This is a genomic window from Bacillus sp. FJAT-22090 (assembly GCF_007676755.1).
In the GTDB taxonomy this organism is placed as follows: Bacteria; Bacillota; Bacilli; order Bacillales_A; family Planococcaceae; genus Psychrobacillus.
Window position 1 is genome coordinate 172,525 of the sequence record NZ_VEBK01000002.1, and the last position, 26,011, is coordinate 198,535.

At 33.0% G+C, this 26,011-nt stretch carries 47 protein-coding genes; 1 reads left to right on the forward strand and 46 read right to left on the reverse strand.

Features of this window, described 5'->3' with window-relative positions:
• Nucleotides 1-4: 4 nt before the first annotated feature.
• From FS486_RS03440 to FS486_RS03585, 35 genes are all read right to left on the reverse strand, one after another.
• Complete coding sequence (locus tag FS486_RS03440) at nt 5-1,720, reverse strand: DHH family phosphoesterase (protein ID WP_144509864.1); 1,716 nt, start codon at nt 1,718-1,720, stop codon at nt 5-7.
• 45 nt (nt 1,721-1,765) lie between these two features.
• On the reverse strand, nt 1,766-1,945 hold the full coding sequence (locus tag FS486_RS03445; protein WP_144509865.1) for a hypothetical protein: 180 nt from the start codon (nt 1,943-1,945) through the stop codon (nt 1,766-1,768).
• Nucleotides 1,946-1,983: 38 nt separating this feature from the next.
• Nucleotides 1,984-2,157, reverse strand: a complete 174-nt coding sequence (locus tag FS486_RS19980) for a hypothetical protein (RefSeq protein ID WP_186321330.1) — start codon at nt 2,155-2,157, stop codon at nt 1,984-1,986.
• Nucleotides 2,150-2,536, reverse strand: a complete 387-nt coding sequence (locus tag FS486_RS03450) for a hypothetical protein (RefSeq protein ID WP_144509866.1) — start codon at nt 2,534-2,536, stop codon at nt 2,150-2,152. The genes FS486_RS19980 and FS486_RS03450 overlap by 8 nt, the downstream gene beginning before the upstream one ends.
• Before the next feature lie 46 nt (nt 2,537-2,582).
• Nucleotides 2,583-2,750, reverse strand: coding sequence for a hypothetical protein (locus FS486_RS19985; protein ID WP_186321331.1), 168 nt, complete (start codon nt 2,748-2,750; stop codon nt 2,583-2,585).
• 32 nt (nt 2,751-2,782) lie between these two features.
• A complete protein-coding gene (locus FS486_RS03455) occupies nt 2,783-3,010 on the reverse strand; it encodes a hypothetical protein (protein ID WP_144509867.1) in 228 nt (75 codons plus the stop codon).
• 40 nt (nt 3,011-3,050) lie between these two features.
• Nucleotides 3,051-3,218 (reverse strand): hypothetical protein, encoded by a 168-nt coding sequence (locus FS486_RS19990; RefSeq protein ID WP_186321332.1) that lies wholly within the window; start codon nt 3,216-3,218, stop codon nt 3,051-3,053.
• A gap of 12 nt (nt 3,219-3,230) precedes the next feature.
• Entirely contained in the window at nt 3,231-4,349 is a 1,119-nt protein-coding gene (locus FS486_RS03460; protein WP_144509868.1) for a hypothetical protein, read from the reverse strand.
• 18 nt (nt 4,350-4,367) lie between these two features.
• Complete coding sequence (locus FS486_RS03465; RefSeq protein ID WP_144509869.1) at nt 4,368-4,973, reverse strand: hypothetical protein; 606 nt, start codon at nt 4,971-4,973, stop codon at nt 4,368-4,370.
• Nucleotides 4,974-5,111: 138 nt separating this feature from the next.
• Nucleotides 5,112-5,810 carry a GIY-YIG nuclease family protein gene (locus FS486_RS03470; RefSeq protein ID WP_144509870.1) on the reverse strand — a complete coding sequence of 233 codons (699 nt, stop codon included), beginning with the start codon at nt 5,808-5,810 and terminating at the stop codon, nt 5,112-5,114.
• A gap of 161 nt (nt 5,811-5,971) precedes the next feature.
• Nucleotides 5,972-7,009, reverse strand: a complete 1,038-nt coding sequence (locus FS486_RS03475) for a DnaB-like helicase C-terminal domain-containing protein (RefSeq protein ID WP_144509871.1) — start codon at nt 7,007-7,009, stop codon at nt 5,972-5,974.
• On the reverse strand, nt 7,010-7,483 hold the full coding sequence (locus FS486_RS03480) for a hypothetical protein (protein ID WP_144509872.1): 474 nt from the start codon (nt 7,481-7,483) through the stop codon (nt 7,010-7,012).
• 12 nt (nt 7,484-7,495) lie between these two features.
• On the reverse strand, nt 7,496-7,870 hold the full coding sequence (locus tag FS486_RS03485) for a hypothetical protein (RefSeq protein WP_144509873.1): 375 nt from the start codon (nt 7,868-7,870) through the stop codon (nt 7,496-7,498).
• A 106-nt stretch (nt 7,871-7,976) separates the two neighbouring features.
• Entirely contained in the window at nt 7,977-8,969 is a 993-nt protein-coding gene (locus FS486_RS03490) for an ATP-binding protein (protein ID WP_144509874.1), read from the reverse strand.
• Nucleotides 8,970-9,034: 65 nt separating this feature from the next.
• Complete coding sequence (locus FS486_RS03495) at nt 9,035-10,207, reverse strand: hypothetical protein (protein WP_144509875.1); 1,173 nt, start codon at nt 10,205-10,207, stop codon at nt 9,035-9,037.
• Between the two features lie 143 nt (nt 10,208-10,350).
• On the reverse strand, nt 10,351-10,863 hold the full coding sequence (locus FS486_RS03500) for a crossover junction endodeoxyribonuclease RuvC (protein ID WP_144509876.1): 513 nt from the start codon (nt 10,861-10,863) through the stop codon (nt 10,351-10,353).
• Nucleotides 10,864-11,022: a hypothetical protein gene (locus FS486_RS19995; RefSeq protein ID WP_186321333.1), complete on the reverse strand. Its 159-nt coding sequence runs from the start codon at nt 11,020-11,022 to the stop codon at nt 10,864-10,866.
• Nucleotides 11,023-11,061: 39 nt separating this feature from the next.
• The gene (locus FS486_RS03505) at nt 11,062-11,301 is read right to left on the reverse strand and encodes a DUF5662 family protein (RefSeq protein WP_260858005.1); all 240 of its coding nucleotides are present in this window, start codon (nt 11,299-11,301) and stop codon (nt 11,062-11,064) included.
• 5 nt (nt 11,302-11,306) lie between these two features.
• The gene (locus tag FS486_RS03510; protein ID WP_144509878.1) at nt 11,307-11,519 is read right to left on the reverse strand and encodes a DUF5662 family protein; all 213 of its coding nucleotides are present in this window, start codon (nt 11,517-11,519) and stop codon (nt 11,307-11,309) included.
• A 49-nt stretch (nt 11,520-11,568) separates the two neighbouring features.
• Nucleotides 11,569-12,081 carry a hypothetical protein gene (locus FS486_RS03515; protein WP_144509879.1) on the reverse strand — a complete coding sequence of 171 codons (513 nt, stop codon included), beginning with the start codon at nt 12,079-12,081 and terminating at the stop codon, nt 11,569-11,571.
• A gap of 47 nt (nt 12,082-12,128) precedes the next feature.
• Nucleotides 12,129-12,458, reverse strand: a complete 330-nt coding sequence (locus FS486_RS03520; RefSeq protein ID WP_144509880.1) for a hypothetical protein — start codon at nt 12,456-12,458, stop codon at nt 12,129-12,131.
• Entirely contained in the window at nt 12,380-12,601 is a 222-nt protein-coding gene (locus tag FS486_RS20000; protein WP_186321334.1) for a hypothetical protein, read from the reverse strand. Before FS486_RS20000 ends, FS486_RS03520 begins: the two co-directional genes overlap by 79 nt.
• Nucleotides 12,602-12,612: 11 nt before the next feature.
• Complete coding sequence (locus tag FS486_RS03525; RefSeq protein ID WP_144509881.1) at nt 12,613-13,209, reverse strand: hypothetical protein; 597 nt, start codon at nt 13,207-13,209, stop codon at nt 12,613-12,615.
• A 90-nt stretch (nt 13,210-13,299) separates the two neighbouring features.
• On the reverse strand, nt 13,300-13,692 hold the full coding sequence (locus FS486_RS03530; protein ID WP_144509882.1) for a hypothetical protein: 393 nt from the start codon (nt 13,690-13,692) through the stop codon (nt 13,300-13,302).
• Nucleotides 13,693-13,739: 47 nt separating this feature from the next.
• Complete coding sequence (locus FS486_RS03535) at nt 13,740-13,994, reverse strand: hypothetical protein (RefSeq protein WP_144509883.1); 255 nt, start codon at nt 13,992-13,994, stop codon at nt 13,740-13,742.
• 46 nt (nt 13,995-14,040) lie between these two features.
• Nucleotides 14,041-14,385, reverse strand: coding sequence for a hypothetical protein (locus tag FS486_RS03540; RefSeq protein ID WP_144509884.1), 345 nt, complete (start codon nt 14,383-14,385; stop codon nt 14,041-14,043).
• A gap of 66 nt (nt 14,386-14,451) precedes the next feature.
• A complete protein-coding gene (locus FS486_RS03545) occupies nt 14,452-15,078 on the reverse strand; it encodes an HNH endonuclease (protein WP_144509885.1) in 627 nt (208 codons plus the stop codon).
• A 380-nt stretch (nt 15,079-15,458) separates the two neighbouring features.
• The gene (locus tag FS486_RS03550; RefSeq protein ID WP_144509886.1) at nt 15,459-15,830 is read right to left on the reverse strand and encodes a hypothetical protein; all 372 of its coding nucleotides are present in this window, start codon (nt 15,828-15,830) and stop codon (nt 15,459-15,461) included.
• A gap of 77 nt (nt 15,831-15,907) precedes the next feature.
• Complete coding sequence (locus FS486_RS03555) at nt 15,908-16,276, reverse strand: hypothetical protein (RefSeq protein WP_144509887.1); 369 nt, start codon at nt 16,274-16,276, stop codon at nt 15,908-15,910.
• Between the two features lie 42 nt (nt 16,277-16,318).
• Nucleotides 16,319-16,636: a hypothetical protein gene (locus FS486_RS03560; protein ID WP_144509888.1), complete on the reverse strand. Its 318-nt coding sequence runs from the start codon at nt 16,634-16,636 to the stop codon at nt 16,319-16,321.
• Between the two features lie 54 nt (nt 16,637-16,690).
• On the reverse strand, nt 16,691-17,227 hold the full coding sequence (locus FS486_RS03565; RefSeq protein WP_144509889.1) for a hypothetical protein: 537 nt from the start codon (nt 17,225-17,227) through the stop codon (nt 16,691-16,693).
• 65 nt (nt 17,228-17,292) lie between these two features.
• A complete protein-coding gene (locus FS486_RS03570; protein ID WP_144509890.1) occupies nt 17,293-17,694 on the reverse strand; it encodes a hypothetical protein in 402 nt (133 codons plus the stop codon).
• 93 nt (nt 17,695-17,787) lie between these two features.
• On the reverse strand, nt 17,788-18,219 hold the full coding sequence (locus FS486_RS03575) for a hypothetical protein (protein WP_144509891.1): 432 nt from the start codon (nt 18,217-18,219) through the stop codon (nt 17,788-17,790).
• Between the two features lie 22 nt (nt 18,220-18,241).
• The gene (locus FS486_RS03580) at nt 18,242-18,568 is read right to left on the reverse strand and encodes a hypothetical protein (RefSeq protein WP_144509892.1); all 327 of its coding nucleotides are present in this window, start codon (nt 18,566-18,568) and stop codon (nt 18,242-18,244) included.
• A 51-nt stretch (nt 18,569-18,619) separates the two neighbouring features.
• Entirely contained in the window at nt 18,620-18,859 is a 240-nt protein-coding gene (locus FS486_RS03585; protein WP_144509893.1) for a hypothetical protein, read from the reverse strand.
• Between the two features lie 296 nt (nt 18,860-19,155).
• On the opposite strand from FS486_RS03585, the gene FS486_RS03590 reads away from it, so the two are divergent.
• Complete coding sequence (locus FS486_RS03590) at nt 19,156-19,581, forward strand: hypothetical protein (RefSeq protein ID WP_144509894.1); 426 nt, start codon at nt 19,156-19,158, stop codon at nt 19,579-19,581.
• Nucleotides 19,582-19,588: 7 nt separating this feature from the next.
• Here the strand turns inward: FS486_RS03590 and FS486_RS03595 are convergent, their stop codons facing one another.
• The 11 genes from FS486_RS03595 to FS486_RS03645 form a co-directional block, all read right to left on the reverse strand.
• Nucleotides 19,589-19,807, reverse strand: a complete 219-nt coding sequence (locus tag FS486_RS03595; protein ID WP_144509895.1) for a hypothetical protein — start codon at nt 19,805-19,807, stop codon at nt 19,589-19,591.
• Between the two features lie 25 nt (nt 19,808-19,832).
• Entirely contained in the window at nt 19,833-20,075 is a 243-nt protein-coding gene (locus tag FS486_RS03600) for a hypothetical protein (RefSeq protein WP_144509896.1), read from the reverse strand.
• Between the two features lie 30 nt (nt 20,076-20,105).
• Nucleotides 20,106-20,324 (reverse strand): hypothetical protein, encoded by a 219-nt coding sequence (locus FS486_RS03605; protein ID WP_144509897.1) that lies wholly within the window; start codon nt 20,322-20,324, stop codon nt 20,106-20,108.
• A 34-nt stretch (nt 20,325-20,358) separates the two neighbouring features.
• Nucleotides 20,359-20,607: a hypothetical protein gene (locus FS486_RS03610; protein WP_144509898.1), complete on the reverse strand. Its 249-nt coding sequence runs from the start codon at nt 20,605-20,607 to the stop codon at nt 20,359-20,361.
• 34 nt (nt 20,608-20,641) lie between these two features.
• Nucleotides 20,642-20,872 (reverse strand): hypothetical protein, encoded by a 231-nt coding sequence (locus FS486_RS03615; RefSeq protein ID WP_144509899.1) that lies wholly within the window; start codon nt 20,870-20,872, stop codon nt 20,642-20,644.
• Nucleotides 20,873-20,921: 49 nt separating this feature from the next.
• Entirely contained in the window at nt 20,922-21,542 is a 621-nt protein-coding gene (locus FS486_RS03620; protein WP_144509900.1) for an HNH endonuclease signature motif containing protein, read from the reverse strand.
• Between the two features lie 325 nt (nt 21,543-21,867).
• A complete protein-coding gene (locus FS486_RS03625; protein ID WP_144509901.1) occupies nt 21,868-22,224 on the reverse strand; it encodes a hypothetical protein in 357 nt (118 codons plus the stop codon).
• Between the two features lie 285 nt (nt 22,225-22,509).
• Nucleotides 22,510-22,767: a hypothetical protein gene (locus FS486_RS03630; protein WP_144509902.1), complete on the reverse strand. Its 258-nt coding sequence runs from the start codon at nt 22,765-22,767 to the stop codon at nt 22,510-22,512.
• Between the two features lie 342 nt (nt 22,768-23,109).
• Nucleotides 23,110-23,295, reverse strand: coding sequence for a hypothetical protein (locus tag FS486_RS03635; protein ID WP_144509903.1), 186 nt, complete (start codon nt 23,293-23,295; stop codon nt 23,110-23,112).
• Nucleotides 23,296-23,578: 283 nt separating this feature from the next.
• Nucleotides 23,579-24,583: a phage lytic cycle repressor MrpR family protein gene (locus FS486_RS03640; RefSeq protein WP_395940832.1), complete on the reverse strand. Its 1,005-nt coding sequence runs from the start codon at nt 24,581-24,583 to the stop codon at nt 23,579-23,581.
• A 68-nt stretch (nt 24,584-24,651) separates the two neighbouring features.
• Nucleotides 24,652-25,977 (reverse strand): DNA sulfur modification protein DndB, encoded by a 1,326-nt coding sequence (locus tag FS486_RS03645; RefSeq protein ID WP_144509905.1) that lies wholly within the window; start codon nt 25,975-25,977, stop codon nt 24,652-24,654.
• Nucleotides 25,978-26,011: the final 34 nt, after the last annotated feature.

Below are 26,011 nucleotides of genomic sequence, written 5' to 3' on the forward strand. Positions count from 1 at the left end.
TATTTTAAAATACAAACCTAGCAGTATCCTTAACCTCAACCACTTCAAACGCTTCAATTATAAACTGTGGTTCTGTATTCCCTCTATAACTGTTGATACCAGTACGTCCAACAACGTTTAAAATCGCTGTTTTATTTTTTGACCTTAATTGAATCAATTCCTCTGCATCATTGAACATTGCATAAGAAACACCTGAATGGCTGAACTTAATCATCGTCTGTTCCTTGCCCATTAATGTAGAATCGCCTAAGTTGATTTCTAACTTCTCTACAGCAAATGTAGGAGGCTCAATCCCTTTCCCCCATATATGAGAATAGCGTTCTATGTCATTCACAAAGCTACTAGTAAGCGATTTCCCAGGCAATATTAAATCAACTAGATAATTTTCATCTACTTCTACATCTTTTAATGCTTCGTTAATGCTTTCATCAAGTAGTGTGAAGTTTTTTATATCAATCTTTAATCCAGAAGCACCTTGATGTCCTTCAACTGCTTCAAACAACTGCAAGCCTTGAAGGAAATCCTTCGTATTCTCCATTAATCTATCATATCCACGCATTGATCCAACTAGTTGCTTGTGATCATCTTCATTCTTTCTAAGAATTAATGTGGGCTTCTTATACTTTCCAACAAGAAACGATGCGATATAACCACTCATATTCATTTCAAAGTCGCCTTCGATTTCAAGAATCATAAACGTGTTCTCATACAGCTTTTCATTTTCTATCTTCTCGCTTAACTCTGGAATCAGCTTTTCTTTTATCCGTCTTTGTTTAGCGTACATGTTGTTGCATATTCTTGTAATCCGTCTTGCCCAACTCTCAGACTTATCAGCTTTGCGAAGTTTTGGGTTGATAGTAACCTCTTGATGTCCTAACAAAGCCATAAATAATTCATCTAATTCCTCTGTTGAAGCCATTCTCAAGTAGGCGTTTATCTTAGGATTACACTTGAATGATAGAACACTAGGAGTTAATTCAACACCATCATCTACATTTTCTTTAATGATTTCATGGAGGAATTCATTTTTAACATTACTTAACCCTTTTGTGATTAACCATTTAGTTTCTTTAGATGATAACTGCATAGCGTCTCCAACCATTCCAAAAGCTACTAAATCCAAATAGTCATCTGCATAATTTAATCCTAGCTTTTTATCTAGTACTTGAATGAATTTGAACACAATTCCAGCACCACTTAACCATTTGTTCGGGTATTCATCTAATTGATTATTAACTGTAACAGCATGTTCTGAATACTGTGGTGCTTCATGGTGATCTAATATGAGCAAGTCAATTCCCTTTTCATGTAGAGCTTGGTGGATTTCGTACTCATTACTTCCTGCATCTGGAACAATAAATAAAGCTGTATCATCAGGAATTAAATCCACGTCAATTCCATGTTTCTTCTTAGGTGTATGATTTGACCAACTAATGCTGATATTAGGAAAGACTCGCTTCAAATAGTTTATTAGAATAGCAGACGATGTAAATCCGTCTAAATCTTTATCTATCTGAACATGAATGTGCCAACCTTTATTGACATGCTTCAGTAATAATTCAATAGCTTTTTCTATGTCGCCCAGTTGTAATGGTGAATATTCATACTTAGTGGGCTTGATAAACCACTCAATATCTTCTGGACTAATATTTCTGTTTGAGAAGATTGTTTTAATTGGCTTAAACACGTTTACATTCTCTTTATTTATTAGCTTGTACAAATAATCTCCCCTTTTTAATTATAATAATTTATTTATAAAGCTGTTTTAAATTTTAATGTTAATGCTTTCGCTAGTGCTTGCTGCTTTTATTTCTTGTTCTACTTCTTGTTCGTCTTCTATGAAAGTAGTAGGGCGCTCCCCATTATTGAATACATATTGGACTATTAACATTCCTAAAAACATTCCTAGAGCTAATCCTAAAATAATACTGATAAACATCGTCATTTAATGTCACTCCCTTTTATTATAATAATTGATTTATGTTATATATCTAAATAGCTGATCACAGGTATATTCTTAAAACGTGCTAAATCAAACAGCATATCTAACTTCTCTTTCTCATACTCTTTCGGCACATTTGTCACTGTTAAAACTTTTGAATCAGCTCTCGAATACTTACCTTCAAACTTAATTCCACCTAATTGAACACTATTCATTTTCATTCTTCCTTTCTTCATAACACTCATCGCACATTTCCATTTCGAACTCTTCTCTGTAATCAACGTCCCATTCGTCTGCTCTGTAACTCTCTTCGCATTGATCACAAGTTGTTTTTAAATAATATAGAGGATTGAATCCACTCCATGTTTCGCCTAGATGCTGAGATACTTCTTCTATCGCTTCAGAGGAAATGTCTAATTTTTGGATATCTCCGTCATCTATTGTTCCGTATACTTCGCTATGCTTGCCTAAGACCTCGCCAAAATAAGCTTCACTACCAATTGCTTTAGCTACTTCTTCTTCTGTGGCTACAAACAGACCTTTTAAATCTCCGCTTCTTCCGCAATCCCAATAGAACTTATATAAGAATTTCATATACTACCTCCATTTAAATAATTTATTATCGTTTAAAATGTTCGTTTTATCCGTTCTTGTTTTCCTTGTTTTTCATAAACTCTATAAAAAAGTAACTAGCTGCAAATATCATTCCAATACACTGTTGAAACACTGTTGGCTCTAGGACTCCAAAAGCAGTAACTGAAAACATGAACAAAAACCAGAGAGCAAAGGCTAAATCAACATATTTCATGAAAACACTCCTTTTCGTGTAAAATTCATTTTTTATTCGATGTTAAAACTACTTATTCTACCTAAGACTTCATAAGGTTGAACGACTCTTTCGTCTGCATCACAATCGACCATAAATGTTTTTATACTTTCAATATCTTCTGCTTGCTCTATTAACCACTTAAGTTCACTGATACTAAAATGACACTGAGGAATATCATGTCTGTCTCTGAAATCCGTGTTAATAATTGCTTTCAAATGCTTCAGCCTTTGTTTATCCATTTGTTTTTCTCTCCTTTTGGGATTGGGTTCAGTTCTTATTTTAAAATCCAATCTTAATTGCCATATAAGCCAATCCAATTGTAATCAGCACACCGAACAACGCTGACCAGAAACTATAATTGTCTTCTTTCGGTTGTCCATGTTTCGCTAAGTTGACTCCTACATTCAAAACTCCTAAAATAACTATTGCTAAAAACCATCCGTTCATATTATCATTCTCCTATTCTATATTTAATATCTCTTGTTTCTCTTTCATAAGACGCATCAACACTTCTTTACCTCGATCACTTGGAGATTCCTTATAGCCAATCAGTCCATGTAAGTCCCATGTAGTGAACACTCTCACATACTTACTAAATCGTCTTCCCATTTCTAAAATTTTAGCTGCGTATCTCAAAGCTTCATCACTTTTAGGGTCTTCGTACATCTTGTCCATACAGATAATAACTTCATCTATATCCAATTCTAGCAACATATCAATCTGATTCTGACTAATATTCTTACCACTTAAAGCTGTTGTAAAATTGTTTTCATGTCCAAACATGGTAGCACACTGCATTACTGACTTCTCAGACTCAAATATTGCTACCTTTTTCATCCGTTTTATGTTCTCTTTGTTCTGATATAAGCCATACAAATTGCTGTAAGAAGGGTGATTATAAAGCGTATCTTGCACTTTTACAGGAATATATTTATATCCATTTTCAATCTTCCAAGCATCTAAGTTACGCATCTTGATTCCTACAATTTTTCCATTCGAATGAAAACGATGCGGAACGATTACTGCATTTTCTTTATCGTAAAACTTAACCTCATATGCATTTAATACCTCAAGACTTATCCCATCGTTGTAAAAACTTTCATGATGTCTTTTGCTGAACACTTCAAGTATCTTATCGCTATGAAAAGTTGGCTCAGACAGTTCTACTTTCTTCCTTTTTGATAATTTATTCATCCAATCAAGCTCTTCATTGCGTTTAGGCTCATCTGGAATCAAGAAACCCTGTCCAAATATGTTCTTACTTTTACCTGTTTTACTAGCTACAAATTCAATGATTTGAGGAAATCGTATTTCTTTTCCTCTTAGATTAAATACCTTCTCGACTAGGTTATAAATATTAAAACTACAGCCACACTCCGTAAAGCAATGGAATGAATATTTAGAAGGCTTATAGTAAAGCTTGTGACTGCCACCGCTATGATTGTGACAAATTGTGTTTGTGATTAATTCATCTCTGTTTACATTGTAATGGATATGTTCTGCGCCTAATTCTGTAAGCAACAACTTGATGTCATCAACAGAAAGGCTCTCTTTTAGTTCATCAGCATCATGTCTCACAGAATTATCGCTCCTTTCTTAGAAGCTATAACCACTGCTTTGTGATTTGAATGCATTGGGTAACTCTTCTTTAGTTTCTTCATCAAATGATTCTGGAAGTTCATCGTATTCTTCAACACTTTCTTCAACTTTTGCTAGCTCTTCTATTTCATCTTTTTCAATGTCGTCAAACTTAACGTCAAGAGGTTTAATGTTCGGTATAAGATTTCCTTTGTAATCCGTTACAAATAGGTCTGTTACTTGCAAATTATCCATATTAAAATGAATGAAGATACGAACATTTTTCCAAGGATTGCCTCGGTTTTTATAAAAATTGATCGAGTGAGTTGGCATTAGTCCAAAGGATTCTTTGCTTCCAGAATTGTTGCTCATGATCGTTTCAATAATTGCTTCATCTTGTTTATTAATTGGAATCATAATAGCTCCAATATCTACTTTTTGAGCAATTGATTTCGCACCAGAAAGTGATGAGTCGTCCATGTTTCCTTCTTCTTTGATGTTGTTGTTTAGCTGAGTGGAAGTAGTTAGGAAAACATTGTACTTGTTGGCTAACTCTTTTAATCTGATAGACATCTGTAATAGGATTTGATGCTCTTGAAGATTCCTTGCCCCTGCTTTTGCCATAGAGGAAAATATCTTCATTGATGTATGAATATAATCATCATGTTATCCACTGTTTCCAATGGCACTGACTATTTCTTACTCTCATAATTGAGAGGAGTCCGTTTCGAGCTACGTATCAATAGTAGCCCTACTCTCAGTCTAACCTGAGATAGTCGATACAGGTTCTTTAGGTTTCCATGTTCGATATTTTATAACATCTCGAACCGTAGCTACACCAATATTGTAAATCTTAGAGATTTTAGCATAAGAAGGAATCTCTTTGTATAAGGCTCTTATTTCCTCGGCTTTTTCAAAGTCTAACTTAACTCTGTTGGGTCTAATTTCAAAAACTTCAGGCATAATATATCCATATCTTGACCCGCACCAGATATTCATGAATGAGTAGTAATGAGTAAGAATTTCTTTATACTCTTCATAGATTTCAGAAGGCATTTTGCCATTTAAATATGCTCGTCTTATATAGACAATATCTTCGAAGTCTAAAACAGCATTTTTAAATTGTGCTCTCTCTGACGCAAATTTCTTTGTCTCTTCAGACCATGATGGATTTTCTCCCGAATAAAATAAATTGTAACCTTCTTCAACAGTGTTAAGTGCTTTAATGTAGAAGTCTTCTCTATCTTTTGATTCAGTGTCTTCGCACTCTTCTAGAATTTCATAAATAAAATTATCCCAACCATACTGCCTAATGTCTCGATAAAAGCGCTTATGATATTCAGGCGAGTTAGGATTGAACGCTGACGACTTATGAGCATTGAATCTCTGCCGAGGATTAATAGTTTGCCCTACATATGATTTACCGTTTACTTTGTTGGTGAATTTATATATAGTAGCCACTTACAACACCTCCTTTACAGAAAGGTGAGGGAAAACCAAAGCTTCCCACGAGATTGCCATGCTATTAAAATATTTCTTTAATAGTTTAGGTTTCCTCGTTAGCCAATTTAATAATTGACCCCACTGATTAGTGGAAAGAACTCTAAGCGCACAACTTTTGTCTACGCTATATACTGCACACCGTTCTTAGTTACGTTTTTACTAATTACATGTTCAATGTCTGCTAAATCAAAGTCATGTAATTCTTCAAACCAAAACGGTGTCTTCTCTAATACTTCAATTGCTTTCATTAATCTCTCTTTTTCTTCGTCATCTAATTTTGCATTTTGTAACTTATACTCACTAACATCTGCAATGTAGCAAAGTGCTGGAATCTTAATTTCATCTTCTTCTAGCTCAGTTGATACAAACAGGCAACGCCCTCTTGCTCCTGTTTTCTCCCACTGTTTAGTCTTACTATTCCACTTCTCAGGAACACAAATTGCTAACATGTTTGCTAGTGCAAAGCGTGATTTTCCACTCCCAGATGATCCTGATACTAAGTACACCTTTCGCAGTCTGGCAGCTCTAGTTACTGCATTATAATAGCCACTAGCAAGCCCAGCTCCATATGTTGGCTTCTCCATCTTCTGCTGTACTATTGCTTTCAAATTATCAGACATGTGACTTCCCTTATTATCTTTATCAGATAAGAAATCATCTTTAATATCCACTAGCTTGCTTTCAATATGATTCATCATTTCTTCCAATGTAATTGAATCAAAAACTTCTTGCTGTTTTTCCGTTTCTTTGATATCAACTAAAGTGGTATCATATAAGTCTGAAACATCTATGCCATTTGCAGCGCATGATCTTAAAAATGAATACTTCTTAACTTGGTTGTAATACATGTCAAAATTGCTTGGTTCACCGATTTCTTCCATCTTATATAAATAATCAAGACCACCGTTATCATTAAACGTTAAATACTGTGCTGGCATATTTGAAAGGTAGCCATCAATTGAAACAGGTGTAATTTGTTCTATTCCTTGTTCAAATAAATTGTTAATTGCACCGAAGACTAACTTATGAAAACGCTCTGGAAAGTCTGCGATTGTTATTTTGTACTCTCTTGTATTCTTTAATAATTCAGGTTTAGCCATTAAGCCAGCTAGTACATGAATGATTGATTTCTTGTCTTGTAATATCTGTTTTGCCAATCAAATTTCCTCCAAATCTATTAACTTTAATTTTCTATCTCTAGGTGGTGCTACATATATAGTTTCAACTGTGTTGTCATATTCGATATTCATATTGTGCTGATTTACAGTGCTTAAGTTAACGTAATAATCACGAGCCTTTTTGTATACGTACTCGACAATTCCTATTCCCTGTGCATCTGGGTTATTTCCCTCAATTTCATGGAAGTATCTTAATGCATACTCAATTCCTTTGACTGTAAATTTATATGGAGGAAGTTGAAATTCCTTGATTTGTTTGAGCATAAATGTATTTGGGAAATCTATTTCATACAACTCACAAATGTAATTATGTAAGTCGTTTCTGTGCTGCTTTCTTAATTCAAATTGCTGAAAACAGTGTTCATGATATGTTTTACTTGAATGTTTAACATGTGCTTGTGTATCTTTATCTACTTGGCACTCGCATACAGGACACTTTGGAAGCCTTGCCATCTCCCGACCTCCTTAAATTTTGAAATAATTCAGCGAGAAATCTTGAATATAATAAATTTCTCCACTTTGTAATGTAAGCTTTAAAAGTGGTGCTATAACATTTTCATCCACACATTTTACGTCGATTAAAATATCCGTTTTACTTGAAAATAAATAACAAAATTTCTCAATTAGTGATTCAGAAGTCCTATCAAAACTGCTATCGAAGACGCAAATTACACGTTTTTTCTGAAAAACTATGTGCTGATCGCCAATTTCTGAGATGTCCATGTAATAATCCACTTCATCCAAGAATGTATTTGCTAAATGATTCGTTACAATTCTATTTGCTTCAGTTATAATTGAATTATTAGGTGGCTTGTTGTGATTGCTAAAGTTGCGCTTCATGTTCTCACCTCTTCTGCTCGATTGTTTAAAAGAATTGCGTAGCATCTTGGGAGGATACTACGCATATATTTATTTATTGTTTATTATAATAATTTACTTATGTTAATTAAGAAAGAAGCTCTTTCAAGTCACCAAGTACTAATTCAATATGGTCACGTTGATCTTCTGTCGTATCTTTTAACATTTTACCTTTTCCTAGATGTGCTTCAATAGTCTTTTTAATTTTAGGTGCGATTATGTTTTGTTCTTCTTCTGTCTTGTCTTTCATTAATTCGGTAATGGTTACATCGATCTCTTTTTTAACATCTTCAAATGGAACTTCTTTTGGTGCTTCATACACGTTTTGTGCAACATCTGTTACCGATTTAGCGCCTTTTTCTTCTGCTTCTTTTTCAATAGCATCAGCAATTGCAGCAACTAATGAATCATAATCAAAGCGAATTACGTTAGGAGTATATTTAAAGCGTGACCCAGCTTCAAAACGTGCTGTTTCTCTTAAGTGTAACACTGTTTTTTGCTCACCATCTTTTAAGAATCCTTCAGCGTAACCGATGATGTCTGACATTCCCAATACGATTAATCGTGGACGATCAGCTAAAGTTGGCATTGTGCGACTGTATTCAGTGCCTTCTGAATCGCTAACTGTCTTAGTTTGACTATGTGATATCATTACGAGTCCAAAGTTAAGCATTGGGATAGAGCGTAAAGCATCATTAAACTCTTGTTTTAACATCTTATAGCCGCCACCGTATGGAATATCTCCAATTAAATCTACACCTTCACGACCACAGATGTATTTCTCAGCCATATCGTAGAATAAATCAACCGTATCCAGTATAATAGTCTCGAAGTAGTCATGCGCTTCTGGTTTCTCTAATTGTTTCAGTACTTTCTTAAAATCAGCCCACTTATGAATCGGCTGTGCTTTAATACCAGCTAAGGCATTGTAGCCCTTTTCTGCTGCCAAAAGGATTGACTTTGGAAATTGTGTTGCAATTGTAGTTTTTCCAGTTTTTGGATTCCCGTAAATAGTAATAATCTTCTCACGTAAATCTCTGCTAATTTTTGTTTCCTCTAATCCAAAAATATCAATTGTCATTTATAAATCATTCTCCATTCATTTTATAATAATTTACTTATGTTAATTTCAAAAAAAATAAAGACTTAGAAGTACTTGCTGATATCAACCTTTGGATCTTCCTTTTTAGGTGCTGTATTGGAAGGTGTACCAAAAGCGTTAGGGCGATTATCTGATTTAGACGCTCCACCTTGCTTTTTAGTTTTTTGTTGCTCTAGTCTAATCTCACGTTTAGTTAATCGCTCTTTCACCAATTCAGGCTTGAATGAATTGGCTGAATCCTCTTCGTATGGCACTTTAGCGTTATTGATCAATGATTCTGAAACGTATGTTACAGTCTTTTCTTCGATTGGGCTGCCAAATGCGGCTTCCACTAGCTTAATAGTTTCTTTTCTAACGTTTAGGTTATTCCCGTATACTTTTAGGGTTTGACCACGTTCAAGACTATTCAAGAAGAAATCGCTACCCTCTTCTACTACTACAAACTTATAAGGGAAAATTAAACTATAAGTTGGAACCCATGCTTCTACAATAGCTCGTCCTGTTTCCTCTCCATCTTTCATTTCAGGTCTTACTTTATCAACAAAAATGTCGATTTCGAATTGAGCTTTAGGCGTCTTGTCGTCTGTTTCTCTTAAACGGTTAACAAATCGTCCTTTAATCTGTTGATACTGTTTAAGTTGACCGTCTTGTCCATAATATTCATTTGTTATTAGGCTTCCATCTACTGAAACTTGAGAAGCTTCAATTGTAATTCTGTACAACGGTTGATTATTCTCATCATTCTTTACATATTGCACTTTATAAGTAAACAGTCCATCCTTTTCTAGTACATCAATTTTATCTGTAGGATTAGCTACAAATTTAGTATCGAATGATTGCTTATTTAGCACTTTGACTGCTTCATCATAAGAGTAGACAAGACCTTCTCCTGAATCATCTTTAACACCATTTAATTTGGCTAGTTTATTAGTTCCTTCCGCAACGTCTGCTACGCTTACAAATTCTGTTCGAACTGTATTGTAGCCCTTAGCTAAGCCGTTTTCTTTGCCTTCTTTGTTTAATTTATTTGATTCAAGTTTTACTTGATGAACTTCATTTTCACCAGTTCGAATACTGATTGTACCTTTAATCTGATCAACTCTTTCACCTTGCTGGTTAGTGAAGAAAGTATCCTCAAAATTCTTCTCTACTAATGTTCCAACCACCGTTACTTTATTGAATCCTTCTTTAAGTTCTTTTTTAGTTGTTTCTGTCATGTGTGATTTCCCCTTTTTCTCGTTAGTTTTATTTTTATAATTTACTTATGTGAGAGTTTTAAAAATTTGTCTCTCACTTCTACTATAGTCTCAAATCTCGTTTTTATAAACTAGAATTTTAATATTTTTGTAATTTATTTTTGTTATATCTTTTTAATCTTTCTCAACACATCTTTCTCATACTCTAGTAATCCATCATGATTGTACATGCTATAGGCAATACGAGCCATAATGTAAGCGTCTGTTATATCATTAACGCTGCTTTCAAATCCCCACTTCTTATAGACTGGTAGCACCAAATCCTCTTTCTTAGCATTTCCTTTATTACTGCCAAACTTTTTAACTGCTGAAGGAGTTGCCTCTGTCCACGCAAATACATCTTCCTCTAGCATAATCCTCAGTGTCCATCCTATTCCGTACATCTTAGATACACCAGAACCTTTACTCCCAAAGCTAAATCCTTCTATTATTACCTTATCTGTACTAGGATTAAGATGTTTCTTAACTTTTTCAGTCAGCTTCATAAATCGCAATGGATCATCTTCTTTGCCAGCTTTTATTGATAACTGTTCCGCTACATTACCACTCTCATCTAGGATTACTATTCCAGTAGATGTTAGACTTGGGTCGATTCCTACGAAACGTATATCTCTCACCTACTTTTCTTTTAAGTATTCCAAACTATATCCCATTTTCTTTAGTTGTCGTTCAACCTCTTCTGTTCCTTCTTCTCCAAAATAAGCTGGATCTGCACCCAGAACATTAGAAGCTTCTTCCATCGCTTTGTTGAAAATCTCTTCTTTATTGATATCCATACTTGCTCACCTCTTTCGCTGTCCGATAAAACCAATCTATCATTCGAATATTTTCACACTGTTTTTGAATATCTGTGCCAATTCATCAGAATAACCGAACCTCTCCTTATTGATTTCAATTGATTTGTTTATGTCTCCATCGGCATGTCGCATTGTTGCAGCTTTCCAATCACAAAACATTTCTACAACATCTAGTAAATCCATCCCTCTAATTCCATCTTGATGATATTCGGGATGATGACTATTATTCTCGTAGTGATGTTTCAAGGCTACTTGCATCCCTTTTAAATTTCAGCATACTCTTCAGAACCATATGTGCTACCACGAAGCTTAGGAGTGAATTCAGTAAAGATTTCTAGCTCTGGTGATTGCAATTTAGACAAGTCATGAACACGCCCTCTTTCTTCTAGTTCAGTAATAACACGTTGCAACTGTCTTCTGACTTCAAAAATATGATTTCTTGTGTCTGTAATACAATCTTCCGTTGAATAACTCATTTTCATTCTCCCTTTCTAAATGTAGTCTGTATCGTATAAAACTTTCCTTTTAAACTGACTTTTCCATAATAAAGCTATTAAATTCTTTTTCTAAGTCGTCGGTCAGTGTTTGCCCGTTCTGCAACGCTTCAAGCAATCCTTTACTCATATAAGCTGGGTGAGTGAAATATGACAAGTCCTGCACATAATTCTTCCCGTTGTTATATCGAAGTCTTGTAATAGCGTGTTCTGGTTTTACGTTCTCATTGTATTCTTTAAGATATTTTAGAGCCTCTTCTTTAGTTTTAGGTTTGGATAAATCTTGATTAGATTTAATAGTAATCTTACCAGTAATCAAAATACCTCCATCATTTGATAGGAAGATGCCACCTTCTTCAGTGTATCGGTTGATACTATCTGCCTTTTCATTTAACACAACAATAGATGCTCTTACATTTCTAAGCTTTGTAATTGTTTCTTGTTTGAGTTCGTCTCTCGCATTAACGGAGTTGAGTACATCTAAATCGTCCATAAGTGTTCTTTCTTCTTGTTCAAGTGTTTTAATAGAATGGTTAATTGTCATTATTAATTTCTCCTCTAATGTAGGTCATCACCCAAAATGAATTTCCTTTACGCTTTTGTGATAGTTATCCGTTCTGTAATATGGTCAACAATATCATCTCTCACTGCTTCAATCCGTTCAGCAATATCTCTCAACTCACCAATTTCATGCTCTTTCATCAGTTCATGTTTCACAATATAATCAGCTACATGAGTCAAATTACGAAAGTATCCCAAGTCTCTCCATCCATATTCACCAGTCAATGCTGCATGTTTTGATTTTGACTCCCTCTTGCCGAACTTTTCCTTCAGAACAATGTTCAGCTTGTCCGTATCAATCGCATAATCCGCTGATAATAATACTTGATACTCTTCTTTTTCTGCTGTTCCTTCTGCCAAGTTGCATCCACCCTTTCTACCACTCTATTTAATATGATCATTGCATGTAGATACTCATGGAATTGTAATCCAGTTTTCTCTTCTTTGTTTTCATTGATATAATAGTCTGCATAGTATTCTAGTTGTTCATCTGATATATTCATAGATGCTCCTTTTAAAACTTGATGAATAATTCTTTGGGAAACATTCCTTCTAGCTCATTATTGCTGTAAGCAGCCCTTGCTTCGGAAGCTGTAATACCTTCACCAAATAAGTCAACAATACTCATGGCTCTGTCGCCACATCCATGATTTCTTACTACGACATCGCCTTCTTGAAACTCTCCAGCTTCACGACCTAATTTCGTCCAAAGCTGTCGTTCTATCTCTTCATCAATTTCTTCGGAAGTCGCAAGAGCTATTTCGCTAGGATCGAACGTTTCAGTATAGGCGTTAAATAGACTCTTATATTCTACAAATCCAACTAATATCCGATTACTTGAATTATATTCAGTAACTTTACCAACTCTATAACCATCGCCTACATCTTGCCTTACCCAATCCCCTACTTTAAACTGTGGTTCAATTTCATAGCCATTGGTGAATGCATTCATTAAATCATTTAGTGATAATTCGCTTAACGCTCTAAAACGCTCATTTGGTATTTGCTTATCTTGGGTAATATATTTTAGTACAGTTTTTTCATTGTTGCAGTTTTTTGTTAGCTTGATTGCTCTAGCTTGTTCTGGTGTCACTTTAACTTTCTTGTTCAATTCATGCCCTCCTCTATTATATATAATTTATTATAATAATTTACTTATGTTGTATAATCAAAAAATCTGTCATCATATAAAAGAAGTTTTTTATTTCGCAAACAATAAATCCAATTCCTCCTTATAACGATTAAACACATTCGTCCGAATTTTTTCGATATCTGACTCGACTTTCTTGAATTCAGGTGAATCCTCTAAACCTTCCAATTTCAAACGATAGTACTCCTCAAGCAAACGCTCAAGCTCTGCTTGTTCTTCTGCAATCTTAGGATCAAGCATTTGTTTCATATTGTCGGTAAGGTCTCGCTGCTTTAATTCTTCCTTCTTAGCAAATCCTGCTGCACTAATCTGTTTATTGGCTAACGTGACAATTTCATTCGTCCATGATGAATTAGCTCCAATTTTCGATCCAGCAAATAACCCTCCCACTAAAAATACTAATAATAATGCTACTACCAATAATACTTTCTTTGTGTTTTTCATGTTGTATGATTCCTCCATTTATATTATTGAGCCTTGTGTTAAGGCTACTACCTCTGTTTTGGTTTAGAAGTTAAATTGATTGCTTCATATTCATTTTTAAGTGCTTTTCTTCTTGTATTGTTTGAGCTTATTTGATTTTGAATTGTATGCAATGATTCAATAAGCTTGTCTTTCTCTTGTAAATCATTCTCTTCGATAGCATCATTTAAGGATAGTAATAGATAGTCTTGCTCTAGCTCTAATAGTTTTGTGTCATTCTGTATGTCGATTGACTCTTTTAACACTACTTGCCAAGTTCTCATCTCGTCCATCTCCCTTTTTGTTTTGTGCTTTCTACGAAATGTGACATTAAAGATTATTCGACTTTGCAAATTCTTCCCAATACTCACCTACATCGTTTCTCATATCATCTATTATTTTCTGATATTCAGCTTTGTCTTGCTCAGTGCCTTTTATTAACGAACAGTCCATAAAATTTTCAAAATTGTTCCCGAAAAGATGATAAATACTGTCAGGTTCGTCAGAGTTTGGTTCACAAATTCCTGGTTCTTCAACTTCATAGCAGTACAATCCATTATCTTCTTCGAAGTATTGTGGAGTAAGTTTAACTGTCTTTCCTGCTAAATGAGATCTATGATGCTCTTCACAATACTGTTCACCGAATCTGATACTGTCACTACGTTCTATATTCATTCTTCATTCTCCTTCGCAATTTGAGTCTTTTACGTCTTATAATAAAACAAGTGTTTGATTGGGTAACTAGCTAATCTTATAGTCATAATCCAACCATTTAATTATTTTAAAGTGTCTGTAATAGCTATATATCTCATTGTCAAAATTGTACCAATCATCTATTTTGTGAATCCACTTTCTACTATTGCATGATTTACAAGCTGGAATGCAATTGCTTACATCATTCGCTCCATCATGATCAACGTGCTCTTTGTGAAGTTTTTGTCCATATTTATCCACTGCATCATCTTCAGCAATCCCGCAATAGGCACACGAGTAATCAAAGTACTTTTTACAATCTTCCCACTCCTCTTTTGTAATATCGTGGTTTCTATGCATCATGCTATATTTCTTGAACATGTCTTTGTTTTCATTGTAATAATTTTTGAAGTAACCTTCTTCTTTCCTTCTTTTATAAGCGTTTTCTCTTTCGATTAAGTGGTCAGGGTGTCGATTTCTTTTTATTTGGGACTGAAGAAATGACTCTCTGTTTTTAGGGTCTTTTCTCCATTTAGTTGACGCTTCTATTCGGCACTTCTTACATTCTGGATTATAGTAAATGTACTCTCCTTTTGTTTTTGAGAACTTTTTGGTGCTGTAAAATTCAACTATTGATTTTGTTTCGCCACACCACTTACACTCTTTACTTTCCATTTTACTAATTAACACCTCACTTCCTTTTCATCTATCATATAAATATATTTAATAACTTATTTATGTTATGTTAGATAAAAAATTCGTTTTATTCTACTAATCCAACTCGCAAGTAATCGTTAATAGAAACTTGAGTTACTTCTAGTCCCACAAACGTTCCTATTTTGTCTTTTCTTTCAGAATTAGGAACTGTGCTTTCTGTTATTGGAGACATGCCACAATAATTTAATAGTTCTTCATACTAATCTTCACCCAAGAATACGCTGTTAGGTAAAATTCCGTATCTAGCTGCAAAACCTTCTGACATTCTATAAATCGTTTCAACCGTGTTACTCATTTAACTTCCTCCTAATAAAATAATAGTTTCATCTAACTCGATATTAGCGTAGCCGCTTCAAAATATCTGACACATCTTCGTAATAAGAAATATCAACTGTATATAATTCGTGATCAGTGTGTTGTCCTTCTTCAACGAGTTCATATATACCTTTGTCTTCGTCTATCCATTTTATAAACCGTTCATATTTCCAACCATATTTGGTTTCCGTTATAGTGAAGTCATCCAAGTCAACGACATTCGATAACCTTTTCTCCACTCTTTCCTTCAGGATGTTTTTCTCATAAATAGAACCACCGATATCCCAATCGGAAGGGTTGAACATGATTCTGCTGTAGAAGGAATCAGATCCATCTTTCTGTTTTAACTTTTCGTAAACTGTCATATAAAATGTGTCTGGATATATTCTTTCCATACGCTATCTCCTTCCCTTGGTGTTTCTACTATCATATAAAATTTATCTTTTATAACTATCTTAATTATTATAATAGTTTATTCATGTTGCTCTTTTGAGTTATCTACTTTATTCATTCCAAATTGCTTTTCTAGCCATTTCACAGGATCGATATAAGTACCATTCGCTTTCTGCTCTGCAATTTTAGCTTCGTACTCATCACTTTCTTTTCGCATTTTCATATGCATTTCGTCCACTAAGTCTCGTGTTCTACCTACTACCTCATATTCTTCTGGATAGCTTAGCGATTTTAGTTCCCCATCCTTACCTAACACTATAGCCGTATTGTCTCCATTGAACACATCTAGCACTACAAAATGTTCGCCATTCTCCAATTCTGAATAATAATGACTTTCAACTTTCTTGATTATGTCATTTTTCTTAGCTGGAATCCACTGATGTTGCATAATAATTCCCCTTTCTTGGATTAAAATAATTCTTTCGTTTGATTATTTCAATGCAATACGTGCTACTCTACCGCTATCCATTTGAACTATACAAGGTAGTTCACCCATTAAATCGTGGTATTCGTTTAAATGGTTTTCCTTATTAGCGTAGAACTCCAAAGCATCTCGTAATTCATTGTTTTCTTCTCTGACATTAAATTGTAACTCAACATATTTCTGAATTGTTTCTTCTTGTTTTTGAATCGTTCCTACCGCCCACTCTAGGGTAGCAATTTCATCACTTGTTAGATTAGGCTTTAGTCCGTCTTCGTCCCCATATTTTGAATAGCTCAATAGTTTTTCAAGGTTTGTTAAGTTCATTGGCATTATCCTCCTTAAATAAAGCTCCACTTTTGTTTGATTATAAAAGTTTATTTATAAGTACTTTTCATTTGTGTAATACTTTGCTCTATTTTCCTCTGCGCACAGTATCGCATCTTCTAGCTCTTTAAAGCGTCCAAACAATACATTCTTTCTATTTATTTGTAACTGTACAAGATATTTCCCTGTTGTTTTACAGAAGGAAACATTCCTAACTCCTGTTGATGTATTTTTATTTGCCCCTATCCTATTAAATAAGTTCTTTTGTGCAGTTGTGTCAATTAAATTGCTCTTTCTATTATCTAATGTATTGTGGTTCTTATGATCAATATGCTGCATCTTAAAGTCAACCACTAATGCATGTAAATGAATTGTCTGGTATTTATATTTCCCTTCAACTACCCCAAGATATTTTGTAGCCTTACAATAGTACTGTTCTAAAACCTTATCCCATTTTAAGTGCCACGATAAGTTTTGTTCTCTCACTTTAGCTAAGTCCTCTGTGTCGATTAGAGTTTCATACTCTTCTCCTTTTTTATTGCTGAGGAAAATAGCTGTTACATCTTCTCTTATTTCATATTTATTTTTCACATCTTCATCTCCAAATCATCAAATAAACTCTGATTTTTATTTGATTATGCATACCTCTAGATGCCTTATTTTACTGGGTTTAATTGAAGTCGAATTTTCCACTTTAGCTTATTTAAGTTGTATTTTAGGTTACATTTTATATTTCGTACTTTTAAGTCAAAAAGTGTTACATCTTCTTCAATTCCTAGTTCTTTATTCAGTTTCAGATATAAATGATCGTCACGTTTCCAGCCCTTTTCAGGTTTACAGTTGTTTTGCATCCAAACCACTCGTCCATTAGCTACGATAAAATGTAAGCTGCCATACTTATAATGAATGCTTCCATCTGGTCGTTCACTTTGATGTGCCAACTGTATATTTCTTTTCATCTTCAATATCGTTTGACGATGTGTTGTGTTTTCATTTCCATTAACGGTTGCAGTGTATAGACGGTAAATTCCTTTTGATAAAGCCAACTTAGTTTGCATTTTTATCTCTCCGTTTCATTATTGTATTTTTCTTATAAGTTAATAATATTATAATAGTTTATTAATGTCAACTATAACGACGCTAAAGTCCATTTATTTAATTTCATATACTTTAGCTGTGTATGACTTCGGGTAAGAGCCAATTATTTTTAAGCCTTCTGTTATTACTTCATTGTCAGAAGTTGGTTTACTCTCAAGTTCAACTTCTACAGTTTTGAAGTGTTCCAAAACTTGCCCAAATGCTTCCATTCCCTTGTAAAAATGTATTTTATATTTATATTTTTTAAACAGTTCATCATAACTTTCAAAAGTAATATCCAGATTTCTGTTGCCGTTGACTAATGGAGTTTCTCCATCCATTGGATATATATTAATATAGTTTGCCTCTAAATCAAAATCAGTTACAATGCATTTAATTCCTTTATATACAACTGGCTTCTCTAAAATTTGATCAATTTCATTATAAATTTTATCGGCTTGCGTTCTCAAGTCGTATTCTTTCAGTCTTAAATCACTCAATATCATTCTAGTTCCTCCAATACAATCTTTATTTTGTCTGTGTTCCTGATTTCAAATTCGCTATAATCATTTCCCATCTGAATGGTTTCGATTCATATCCTAATTCTAACAGTTTATCTTTTTCAGATTTATCTGCTAAAATGTGAGATTGATATTCACCATGACCACAACAACTTCCAAGTGTAACAACTCCATTGACAACCAAGTATTCAACTTCTTCACCTATGCATTTGTCTACAGGGATTCCGCCATGATTAGTAATCCATCCTTTATTCAGTCTTTCAAATGTCTCGTTAGGTATTTTATCAACATTTATAATATGAACCTCTTCTCCGTTCGATGTACCCTTGCACATTCTATAACCTCCAGCTCTAATTTGTTTGATCTGTTATATGAAAACCATATTTCATTCAACTACAGCTTGTTTTGCTTCCCAAATCATGTCTTCTAGAGACTCTTCGCTAACCTTACTCCAGCTCCAAGGTTTGTCGATATGAGTTACGTGTATGAAATCATAAAAGAACACTACTTTTCCTGTGTCATAGTTCCCTTCAAATGTCCGTTTGGTAATCCTTGCTTTTAAATTCATTTTTAAAGTTCTTATCTCTAACATTTCATCTAACTGATATCCAGGTTGCACGTTCATTTAAAACACTTCCTTTTTATAATTTATTTATGAAATAAATCGTGACTTTTATCATAATTTATAATTACTGTTTCTATACTGCTCTTCTGTTATTTCGTCATAAAATATAATTGTATACTTTGATTTACCATCGCTATTTTTACTTAATAACCATTCAATCGGATGGATATCTAATACACTATTAAGTATTTCTTGTTTCGCACTATTAAAATGATATTGATAACTAACAAAATAGTATTTCATTTATTACACCTCACAATAAATTTGGTATACTCATCTAAAAGGGGTATTCTACAATGTTTGATTTTGAAACTGTTGAAAAAGAGCTTAATTTAAAATTCATCAATCTTGAAATGAAAGTTGTTTATCTTTATTATGTTAAGAAATATTCGATACGAAAAGTATGCAATGAATTAAATTGCAGCTATCAATCAGTAAGGGATATTCTTCATAATACTTTTAGTGTTCGTTCGAAAGAAAAATCTTTCGCTTTACGTTCTACAAATGAATACAAAGAGAAAATTCGTCAAACTAAAATTGGAGAACATAATCACCAAGCAAAATTAAGTGAAGCTGATGTTATTAAGATACGTGAAGAGTATACTCGCCTATTAGGAACATTCACAAAATCAGAAGCTCAATACATGCTTGCTGACGAGTATGGAGTTAAACGTCCAACTATATCTGATATTGTGTTGCGCAGAACTTGGAAACATATTTAATTATGTTTTAACACTTGAATTGTAATAGTAGTTCATTTTTGTAAACACTACAACTATGTTTTTCTATTACTTCTAAATCATAAAATCTTGCATCTTCATTGTTATGGTATAATTTTACAAGTATCTCTTCTTTCTCTCGCTCTGTATCAACTATAATCCTGTCAATTAGATCATTGTCATAATCGTAAATGCTAATTTCTATTTCTTTTTTATACTCATACTCCACTTTATCACCTCATGAAAGATTCATTTCATTCTGCAATTAAAGTTACAAACGCTGAATCTATTGTTATACTTTCAGCAGTCTTTGAATCGTAAACCACATAAGCAATCCTACTTAGAAAATTATCACTTTCAATAGTTTTCAGAATTTCAATTTCATCACCTTCGTTAAAGCCAAATACATCCTCATCCTCAAAGGTTGACAGTCCCTTTTTTATTTCATTCTCTATTACACTTATAAATTTGAAATCTTCGTTTACAATACCCTTCATGTCATATCTCCTTTTCATTAAATAATTTATTTATCTTTCTACATTACTCATATCTTTCATTGCAAATACTCTGTCTTCATTTTTATAAATGTCAAACGCTTCTAATAGCCACTGATTTTCTTTATGATATTCTGTATTTCCAAAATAAAAACCTTTAATTAATGCTCTGCGATGACTTTTTTCGCCTTTCCAGTTCACATAGTCAAAGTCAATTGGTGATCCAGCACCCATCATTTGTTTATATATCATTTATATCTCTCCTTTTCCCGATGAAATATTTGTTTTACTTGGTTATCTCATGTAATTTATTTATTAAATAATTGTATTCAGAAGCATCAATAGTATTATCTCCGCTTGTTAGACGAGCCAAATAGTTCGTTTCAATATCAAGGGAATTGCAAATTTGTTCTTCTGTTAAATGATTCGCAACCATGTGTTCAATTAAAGTTTTGGATAGTTTATATTGTTGAGAGTCATAGAATGCATATAATTCTGGGTGCAATCCTATTAACTCATTAAGGAATTCTGACAATTTAGCACCTCCAATTTAATTTAAAATGACTGGTTTATTTATTCTCTAAAAATTTCAATACTTCGATAAAACCCTCTTCTAAATCATCCACCGACAAAATAAACAACTCTTCATCCATTTCATGTATTGAAAATGTGTAAGTGAAATTGGGCTTGTCGCCATTTAAAACGTCCTCTATATATCCATTCTCAGCTTGATTAACGATGTAATAGTTAATTTCAAACCCCTTCTGTATCCACTCATTTATACTTTTCAACAAGTCCATTTACTCAACTCCTCATTTCTTAATAAATCGATTCATTTATTCGACACCATTAATTTGCTATTGAAATAACCGTCATCCATTTAACTATTCTATGAAACCTTTTAGCTGTGTAATTACTATTATTTGATGCATACCAATCAGTGAAGTTATAATCTCTCTTACTCGAATTGCATGTTCGACATGCAGGTACGCAATTGTCATAGTAGTTATTCCCATCATGGTAAACGTGATCTCTGTGAAGTTGTTGGTTAAATACTTCTAAATGTTTATCTTCAGGCATTTCGCAATAAGCACAAGCGAAGTTGAAGTATTCTAGACACAAGTGCCATTCATCTTCAGTTATATTGTGATTTCTATGTTGCATGTTGTACTCTTTTACTTTATCTTTGTTCTCCCTTTGCCATTCTCGATACTTGCCTTGAGCAAAATATTCTTTAAGTTTGTCCTTTTGATACTTTCTTCTTTCAGGCTTACTGGAATATTTCCTATCGCTTTCTAACTTGCTTTCACGATTTTCCTTTGCCCAATTAGCTGATTTGTTAGACGTACAACTTTTACAATAAGGAGGATAGTATAAATATTTTTCACCATTCGCTCTAATTTTAATCTGTTTATAATAATCATCTAAGCTTTTGACTTCTTTACATATATTGCACTCTCTAGTATTCATTTGAATCACCTCTTTTCATATCACATTAAAAGGATCAATTTATATGAATGTATCTAATACCACCCACATGCCCATACTAATTGTAAAATGTTAGGTGGTGTATAAGTGATATTAAACTTCACTCTAAAAATTACTCTGCTGTTCATGTTCATACTTCTATTTTTCACAACTATTTTCTTAATCATAATAAAACCTCAGCTCAAATACTTCAAATCTGTTATAGGAATTCTAACTTTTATCATGATAGTTTGCTTTTTACTTGCATACGTCGGCTGATTTTTTGATCAATCAAAGCTTATTTCGCAGCTCTAATTTTAGTGTTCTGTTATATGTGTTTCAATAAGTAATCCTTAACACCGTCTAATCGAATATCTTTTACTGTACCTGTTTTTTCATCAAGCTCAACTGCCACATATACGGGTACTATGTAGCTGTTTTTTGTTGACTTGCCTCTATTGAACGCTAACTCATGCGACTTCGTTTGTATGGTTTTTAATGTGTCATCTATAACATCCTCTGAATCTACATCAGCAAGAAATGCAATGTCATTCGGATAAAGTGTCGTACCATTCACATCAATCCCCTGATTATCATTTAATGCCTTTGTAATATCATCCATCGTCTTATCACCATTTTGATAATAAACTCTACCACCGTTAGCTAATCCTATTTTAATTGTCACTTGAAATCCTCCGCTTCATTTTTTGATTTCTGTTATATGAAATTCAAAACAAAAGCACATGTTGTATTATAATAATTTACTAATGTTAAATAAAAAATTAAAACATACATATGCTAAATATTCTACTGTGTATCATATCGACAGCACAATTCAATTTGGGACTATGTATAGTCCTCCAGCCAGGCGACTTCCTTCTTTACTGTCCAATAATATACTCTATCTTTAATTGCTTCTCTATTCTTCTCCATCTTAGTTTCCCCCGATTCTAGTTGAATAATAATAGTTTTATAGGTTCTCCTCATCATCTTTCTCAAACATTTCTTGAAACTCGTCAGGATCATTAAAGTATATGTCCTTCATCTGTTCGTGAGTGTCCTTGCAGCCCTCTTGATATGCTATTTGATACATATGACGAGAAAACATTAACTGTTCTTTTGTTATCAGGAGCTTAGAAGCACCTAGTTCGATCATTAGTTCATTCCATTTTTCCTGTGTTAGTAGCGTTAGATGCTCTTCAATTTTCCTTGCAATTTTAAGCTCCATATTTCCTCCTGTTGTGGTTAATTGTGACATTGGTATTACTATATATTATTTTCCATTACATTGCAAATAATATTATAGTTGATTCATAAAAGATTAATTGGACGGAAAGTAATCCCTCTATCCTTCAATTGAAACAATACAAAACACGTTTTGACTTCCCCAAGTCCAATCTATTTGAGAAAGCCAAGTGTTGTTCTAGCAGCTCTTAGCTATACATTGCAGCTAAAACCATAGCTCTAAATTTTCTGTGCTGTTATATAAGTTTCTTAATATTGTAAATTCATTCAATAACTTTCAATTTCCCTCTGAATTTACAAAACTTTGTTTTTGTCTGACTATCTATTATTCTATTGATTCGATATTTGAAACATAGAAATCTTCCACCTCCAGACTTAGATCGTTATTTTTTGTTCCATGCAGTGTGACTGTTACATCATCAATTAGAATATTACTGTGAGTTTTTAAAAATTCTTCTGGCGTTTTTTCAACGGTAGCAATAATAACAATTTTTAAAATAGATTCCCCCATAACTGTACCCCTTTTCGAGAACGTCCGTTCGTATATTTATTCTAATTTTAATATACATTCAACGAACTGTCAAATTTTTATAAGTAAATTTTAATACGATTTAATACATAATCTCTTTTTAGTGCTTCAATTTTTGAAATATTCATTATATTCTTTTAATAATACAACATTGAAGTCCGAAAAACAAGTTACGTATTTTAAAAATTTATTCTTGTGACTAGCCAACAACAATTTCCCCCTTAAGAAAAATTTGTTGACTGTGAAGTGTGTATAATTATGAGTTTTATTTTAATTTAATGTTATATGTTTCCTTAAAAAAATCATTATCTAATCTTTCTTTAATTACATGAGTGTTTCTAAAATATTCATCATTATATTTTGAGTAAGTTGTATCAAATCTGTCTGCTATCTCTTTTAATTGATCTAAGCCAAGTTCTCCATCTCTCATGAAAATTTCATTAGCCATATGCATAATTCCACTGTTAATTACTTCTTTAGGTCTAAGGTGCTTAGTTCCAAAGATCTCTTTGAACATCACAAATTTTCTATTTATGAAAAATAAATCTAATTGCTCATCTTTTTCTTTATGTTTTCCTCTAGATGATTTTTTGAAAATATATGAAGACTCTACAAGTGTTCCTCTTGATGATCTCACTGAATCGGATAAACCATTTTTATTATAATATTCAGTTGCTGAGTTTGCTTTATCAAAGTAATGCGCTAGTTCTTCTGAAATCTCAATAGTACGTTGATTATCATTTTTATCTTTTAATGCTGCAAAGTATCTTCCATCTAGATTCTTAATATCATTTATTCTTAAATTTAGTAATTCTGAATATCCTTCACCAGAAATTCCTTCAAATAATGCCAGTAATATCGCTTTATCTGGATAGTTAATTAATTCATTGCACATATCTAATATCTGTTCTCTTGTAAAATAAGATTGTTTATACTCAGAAACAAAAGGCTTTACCCATTCTTTTTTATCAACAGTTTCTAAAGGGTTGATGTTTGTTTGTCTAAGTCCATTTTCAGTTGCCCAATCTATATAATGCTGAAATTTAAAAGTTTGATTATATGCGCTTGAAGGAGTTGAAGCTGATAAACCTTTCATTACTTCAGCCAATTCATTAATATTCATTTCATAAATATCTTTACCAAATATCTTCTCAGTTTTAGATGCTTTTTTGAATGCATATTCTGTAATTTCTCTTGTAGTTTCATTTTGAATAGTTGCAAAGTAGCGCTCTTTTATGTCTGCGTTGTAGAATTTAGTTTTCATTTCCATAATCAATTTGATCTCTCCCATTGTCTGCATTATTTGTTTATCATATGTTTAAAATTATTTTATATACTTTATTTAGCACTTACCAACTTTCTAAAATATTGACCAATACGTCTTTCATCTATTCTATTTGAAATTTCACCTTTATTTTTGATTAAAGTTACATCTTCCCAAATTGGATTATCTCTATCAAAGTCTATATCTTCTATTATCAATTTTAATTCTGTTAGTTCTATGTTTTGTTCCTTCATAGCCGCAGCTAACCCAATATAACCAGCGAACATTTTATTATATGCCATTAATGATTTTGTATTTCTGTCTACTGAGAATTCTTCTGGGAAATTTCCAATTAAATATTCAAAGAACTTCTTTAGATAATCTGAAACTTCATATACATCTAATTTAACTTTTATATTGAATTCTCTATTAATTGCATCGGCTAAAACAGTGTAGCTCACTAAATCTCCTGCTGTTATATTCAATCTTCCTTTTGCAGAAGTAACTCTTCCTTTCAGCTCTGAGTCAGACTTCAAAATTTTAACCACATCGTCAGCGTAGCGATTGCCAGCCAGTTCCACTGCTCTTGCTAATGGTATTGGGGTAGCCTTAGATAGCTGAACCTGATAGTTTTGTGCTTCTTTAGTTGTGTAATTTGATACCATAACTACAAAATTGAAATCTAAATCTGGATTAATCTCATATGCTTGTTGACTTGCTAAACATCTATGAAAACCATCTAGAATATCCAAACGTGTTCCTTCTGTAATTGTAAGTATATTCTTCTTATTGTCATAGTCTAATTCTTCTCCCAAATCACTCGTTCTAGGTGCTGCATTAAATGCTAGCATAGTATTTTTTAATTCGCCTTTTAGAATTAAGTCTCGCATTTCTTTTACGTTTTTCTTATTAATTGTTGGAGTCATAATAAAGTGATCGTGACGTTTAATTTGTTTGGCTTCACGTTGTATTTCAAAGTTATAATTTAAAAGTTGATTCTTCATTAATTCAGCTACTTCTTGATAACTCATAATTGTAGAAAAAACGTCTCTACCGATAGGATGTGACTTATCGTATTCTATAGGAAATGCCATTTCTTCTTCAGTGTTTTCAAAAATATAGTCATATTGCCTTGCTTCTTTCATTTCGGGAATTTCAAACCAGTTATCTGGATTGAAATCTTGAAGTCCTGTCTTAACATAGAACTGTTCTGTAAATAATGCTAATTCTCTCATATCATCTAACACATCTGGATTATTTAATACTTCCTCTACACGACCATCTGTAATCCGATAATTAGCTAACTCATCTTTAATTTCATCAACTGCTTTTCGATTATCAGATATATATTGAATCTTATCTTTAATTACTTCTAAAAGTTCAGCTTTGTTCTTTTTCATCTGTTACAGCAACCCCTTTAATATCACATTTTTT

What these genes read in the sequence shown, in the direction of transcription:
- FS486_RS03445 (WP_144509865.1), bottom strand. Translation starts at nt 1,945, where the DNA reads ATGACGATGTTTATCAGTATTATTTTAGGATTAGCTCTAGGAATGTTT.
- FS486_RS19980 (WP_186321330.1), bottom strand. Translation starts at nt 2,157, where the DNA reads ATGAATAGTGTTCAATTAGGTGGAATTAAGTTTGAAGGTAAGTATTCG.
- FS486_RS03450 (WP_144509866.1), bottom strand. Translation starts at nt 2,536, where the DNA reads ATGAAATTCTTATATAAGTTCTATTGGGATTGCGGAAGAAGCGGAGAT.
- FS486_RS19985 (WP_186321331.1), bottom strand. Translation starts at nt 2,750, where the DNA reads ATGAAATATGTTGATTTAGCCTTTGCTCTCTGGTTTTTGTTCATGTTT.
- FS486_RS03455 (WP_144509867.1), bottom strand. Translation starts at nt 3,010, where the DNA reads ATGGATAAACAAAGGCTGAAGCATTTGAAAGCAATTATTAACACGGAT.
- FS486_RS19990 (WP_186321332.1), bottom strand. Translation starts at nt 3,218, where the DNA reads ATGAACGGATGGTTTTTAGCAATAGTTATTTTAGGAGTTTTGAATGTA.
- FS486_RS03465 (WP_144509869.1), bottom strand. Translation starts at nt 4,973, where the DNA reads ATGGCAAAAGCAGGGGCAAGGAATCTTCAAGAGCATCAAATCCTATTA.
- FS486_RS03480 (WP_144509872.1), bottom strand. Translation starts at nt 7,483, where the DNA reads ATGGCAAGGCTTCCAAAGTGTCCTGTATGCGAGTGCCAAGTAGATAAA.
- FS486_RS03485 (WP_144509873.1), bottom strand. Translation starts at nt 7,870, where the DNA reads ATGAAGCGCAACTTTAGCAATCACAACAAGCCACCTAATAATTCAATT.
- FS486_RS03490 (WP_144509874.1), bottom strand. Translation starts at nt 8,969, where the DNA reads ATGACAATTGATATTTTTGGATTAGAGGAAACAAAAATTAGCAGAGAT.
- FS486_RS03495 (WP_144509875.1), bottom strand. Translation starts at nt 10,207, where the DNA reads ATGACAGAAACAACTAAAAAAGAACTTAAAGAAGGATTCAATAAAGTA.
- FS486_RS19995 (WP_186321333.1), bottom strand. Translation starts at nt 11,022, where the DNA reads ATGGATATCAATAAAGAAGAGATTTTCAACAAAGCGATGGAAGAAGCT.
- FS486_RS03505 (WP_260858005.1), bottom strand. Translation starts at nt 11,301, where the DNA reads ATGCAAGTAGCCTTGAAACATCACTACGAGAATAATAGTCATCATCCC.
- FS486_RS03510 (WP_144509878.1), bottom strand. Translation starts at nt 11,519, where the DNA reads ATGAGTTATTCAACGGAAGATTGTATTACAGACACAAGAAATCATATT.
- FS486_RS03515 (WP_144509879.1), bottom strand. Translation starts at nt 12,081, where the DNA reads ATGACAATTAACCATTCTATTAAAACACTTGAACAAGAAGAAAGAACA.
- FS486_RS20000 (WP_186321334.1), bottom strand. Translation starts at nt 12,601, where the DNA reads ATGAATATATCAGATGAACAACTAGAATACTATGCAGACTATTATATC.
- FS486_RS03530 (WP_144509882.1), bottom strand. Translation starts at nt 13,692, where the DNA reads ATGAAAAACACAAAGAAAGTATTATTGGTAGTAGCATTATTATTAGTA.
- FS486_RS03535 (WP_144509883.1), bottom strand. Translation starts at nt 13,994, where the DNA reads ATGAGAACTTGGCAAGTAGTGTTAAAAGAGTCAATCGACATACAGAAT.
- FS486_RS03540 (WP_144509884.1), bottom strand. Translation starts at nt 14,385, where the DNA reads ATGAATATAGAACGTAGTGACAGTATCAGATTCGGTGAACAGTATTGT.
- FS486_RS03545 (WP_144509885.1), bottom strand. Translation starts at nt 15,078, where the DNA reads ATGGAAAGTAAAGAGTGTAAGTGGTGTGGCGAAACAAAATCAATAGTT.
- FS486_RS03550 (WP_144509886.1), bottom strand. Translation starts at nt 15,830, where the DNA reads ATGGAAAGAATATATCCAGACACATTTTATATGACAGTTTACGAAAAG.
- FS486_RS03555 (WP_144509887.1), bottom strand. Translation starts at nt 16,276, where the DNA reads ATGCAACATCAGTGGATTCCAGCTAAGAAAAATGACATAATCAAGAAA.
- FS486_RS03560 (WP_144509888.1), bottom strand. Translation starts at nt 16,636, where the DNA reads ATGAACTTAACAAACCTTGAAAAACTATTGAGCTATTCAAAATATGGG.
- FS486_RS03570 (WP_144509890.1), bottom strand. Translation starts at nt 17,694, where the DNA reads ATGCAAACTAAGTTGGCTTTATCAAAAGGAATTTACCGTCTATACACT.
- FS486_RS03575 (WP_144509891.1), bottom strand. Translation starts at nt 18,219, where the DNA reads ATGATATTGAGTGATTTAAGACTGAAAGAATACGACTTGAGAACGCAA.
- FS486_RS03580 (WP_144509892.1), bottom strand. Translation starts at nt 18,568, where the DNA reads ATGTGCAAGGGTACATCGAACGGAGAAGAGGTTCATATTATAAATGTT.
- FS486_RS03585 (WP_144509893.1), bottom strand. Translation starts at nt 18,859, where the DNA reads ATGAACGTGCAACCTGGATATCAGTTAGATGAAATGTTAGAGATAAGA.
- FS486_RS03590 (WP_144509894.1), top strand. Translation starts at nt 19,156, where the DNA reads ATGTTTGATTTTGAAACTGTTGAAAAAGAGCTTAATTTAAAATTCATC.
- FS486_RS03600 (WP_144509896.1), bottom strand. Translation starts at nt 20,075, where the DNA reads ATGAAGGGTATTGTAAACGAAGATTTCAAATTTATAAGTGTAATAGAG.
- FS486_RS03605 (WP_144509897.1), bottom strand. Translation starts at nt 20,324, where the DNA reads ATGATATATAAACAAATGATGGGTGCTGGATCACCAATTGACTTTGAC.
- FS486_RS03615 (WP_144509899.1), bottom strand. Translation starts at nt 20,872, where the DNA reads ATGGACTTGTTGAAAAGTATAAATGAGTGGATACAGAAGGGGTTTGAA.
- FS486_RS03620 (WP_144509900.1), bottom strand. Translation starts at nt 21,542, where the DNA reads ATGAATACTAGAGAGTGCAATATATGTAAAGAAGTCAAAAGCTTAGAT.
- FS486_RS03630 (WP_144509902.1), bottom strand. Translation starts at nt 22,767, where the DNA reads ATGGAGCTTAAAATTGCAAGGAAAATTGAAGAGCATCTAACGCTACTA.
- FS486_RS03635 (WP_144509903.1), bottom strand. Translation starts at nt 23,295, where the DNA reads ATGGGGGAATCTATTTTAAAAATTGTTATTATTGCTACCGTTGAAAAA.
- FS486_RS03640 (WP_395940832.1), bottom strand. Translation starts at nt 24,583, where the DNA reads ATGGAAATGAAAACTAAATTCTACAACGCAGACATAAAAGAGCGCTAC.
- FS486_RS03645 (WP_144509905.1), bottom strand. Translation starts at nt 25,977, where the DNA reads ATGAAAAAGAACAAAGCTGAACTTTTAGAAGTAATTAAAGATAAGATT.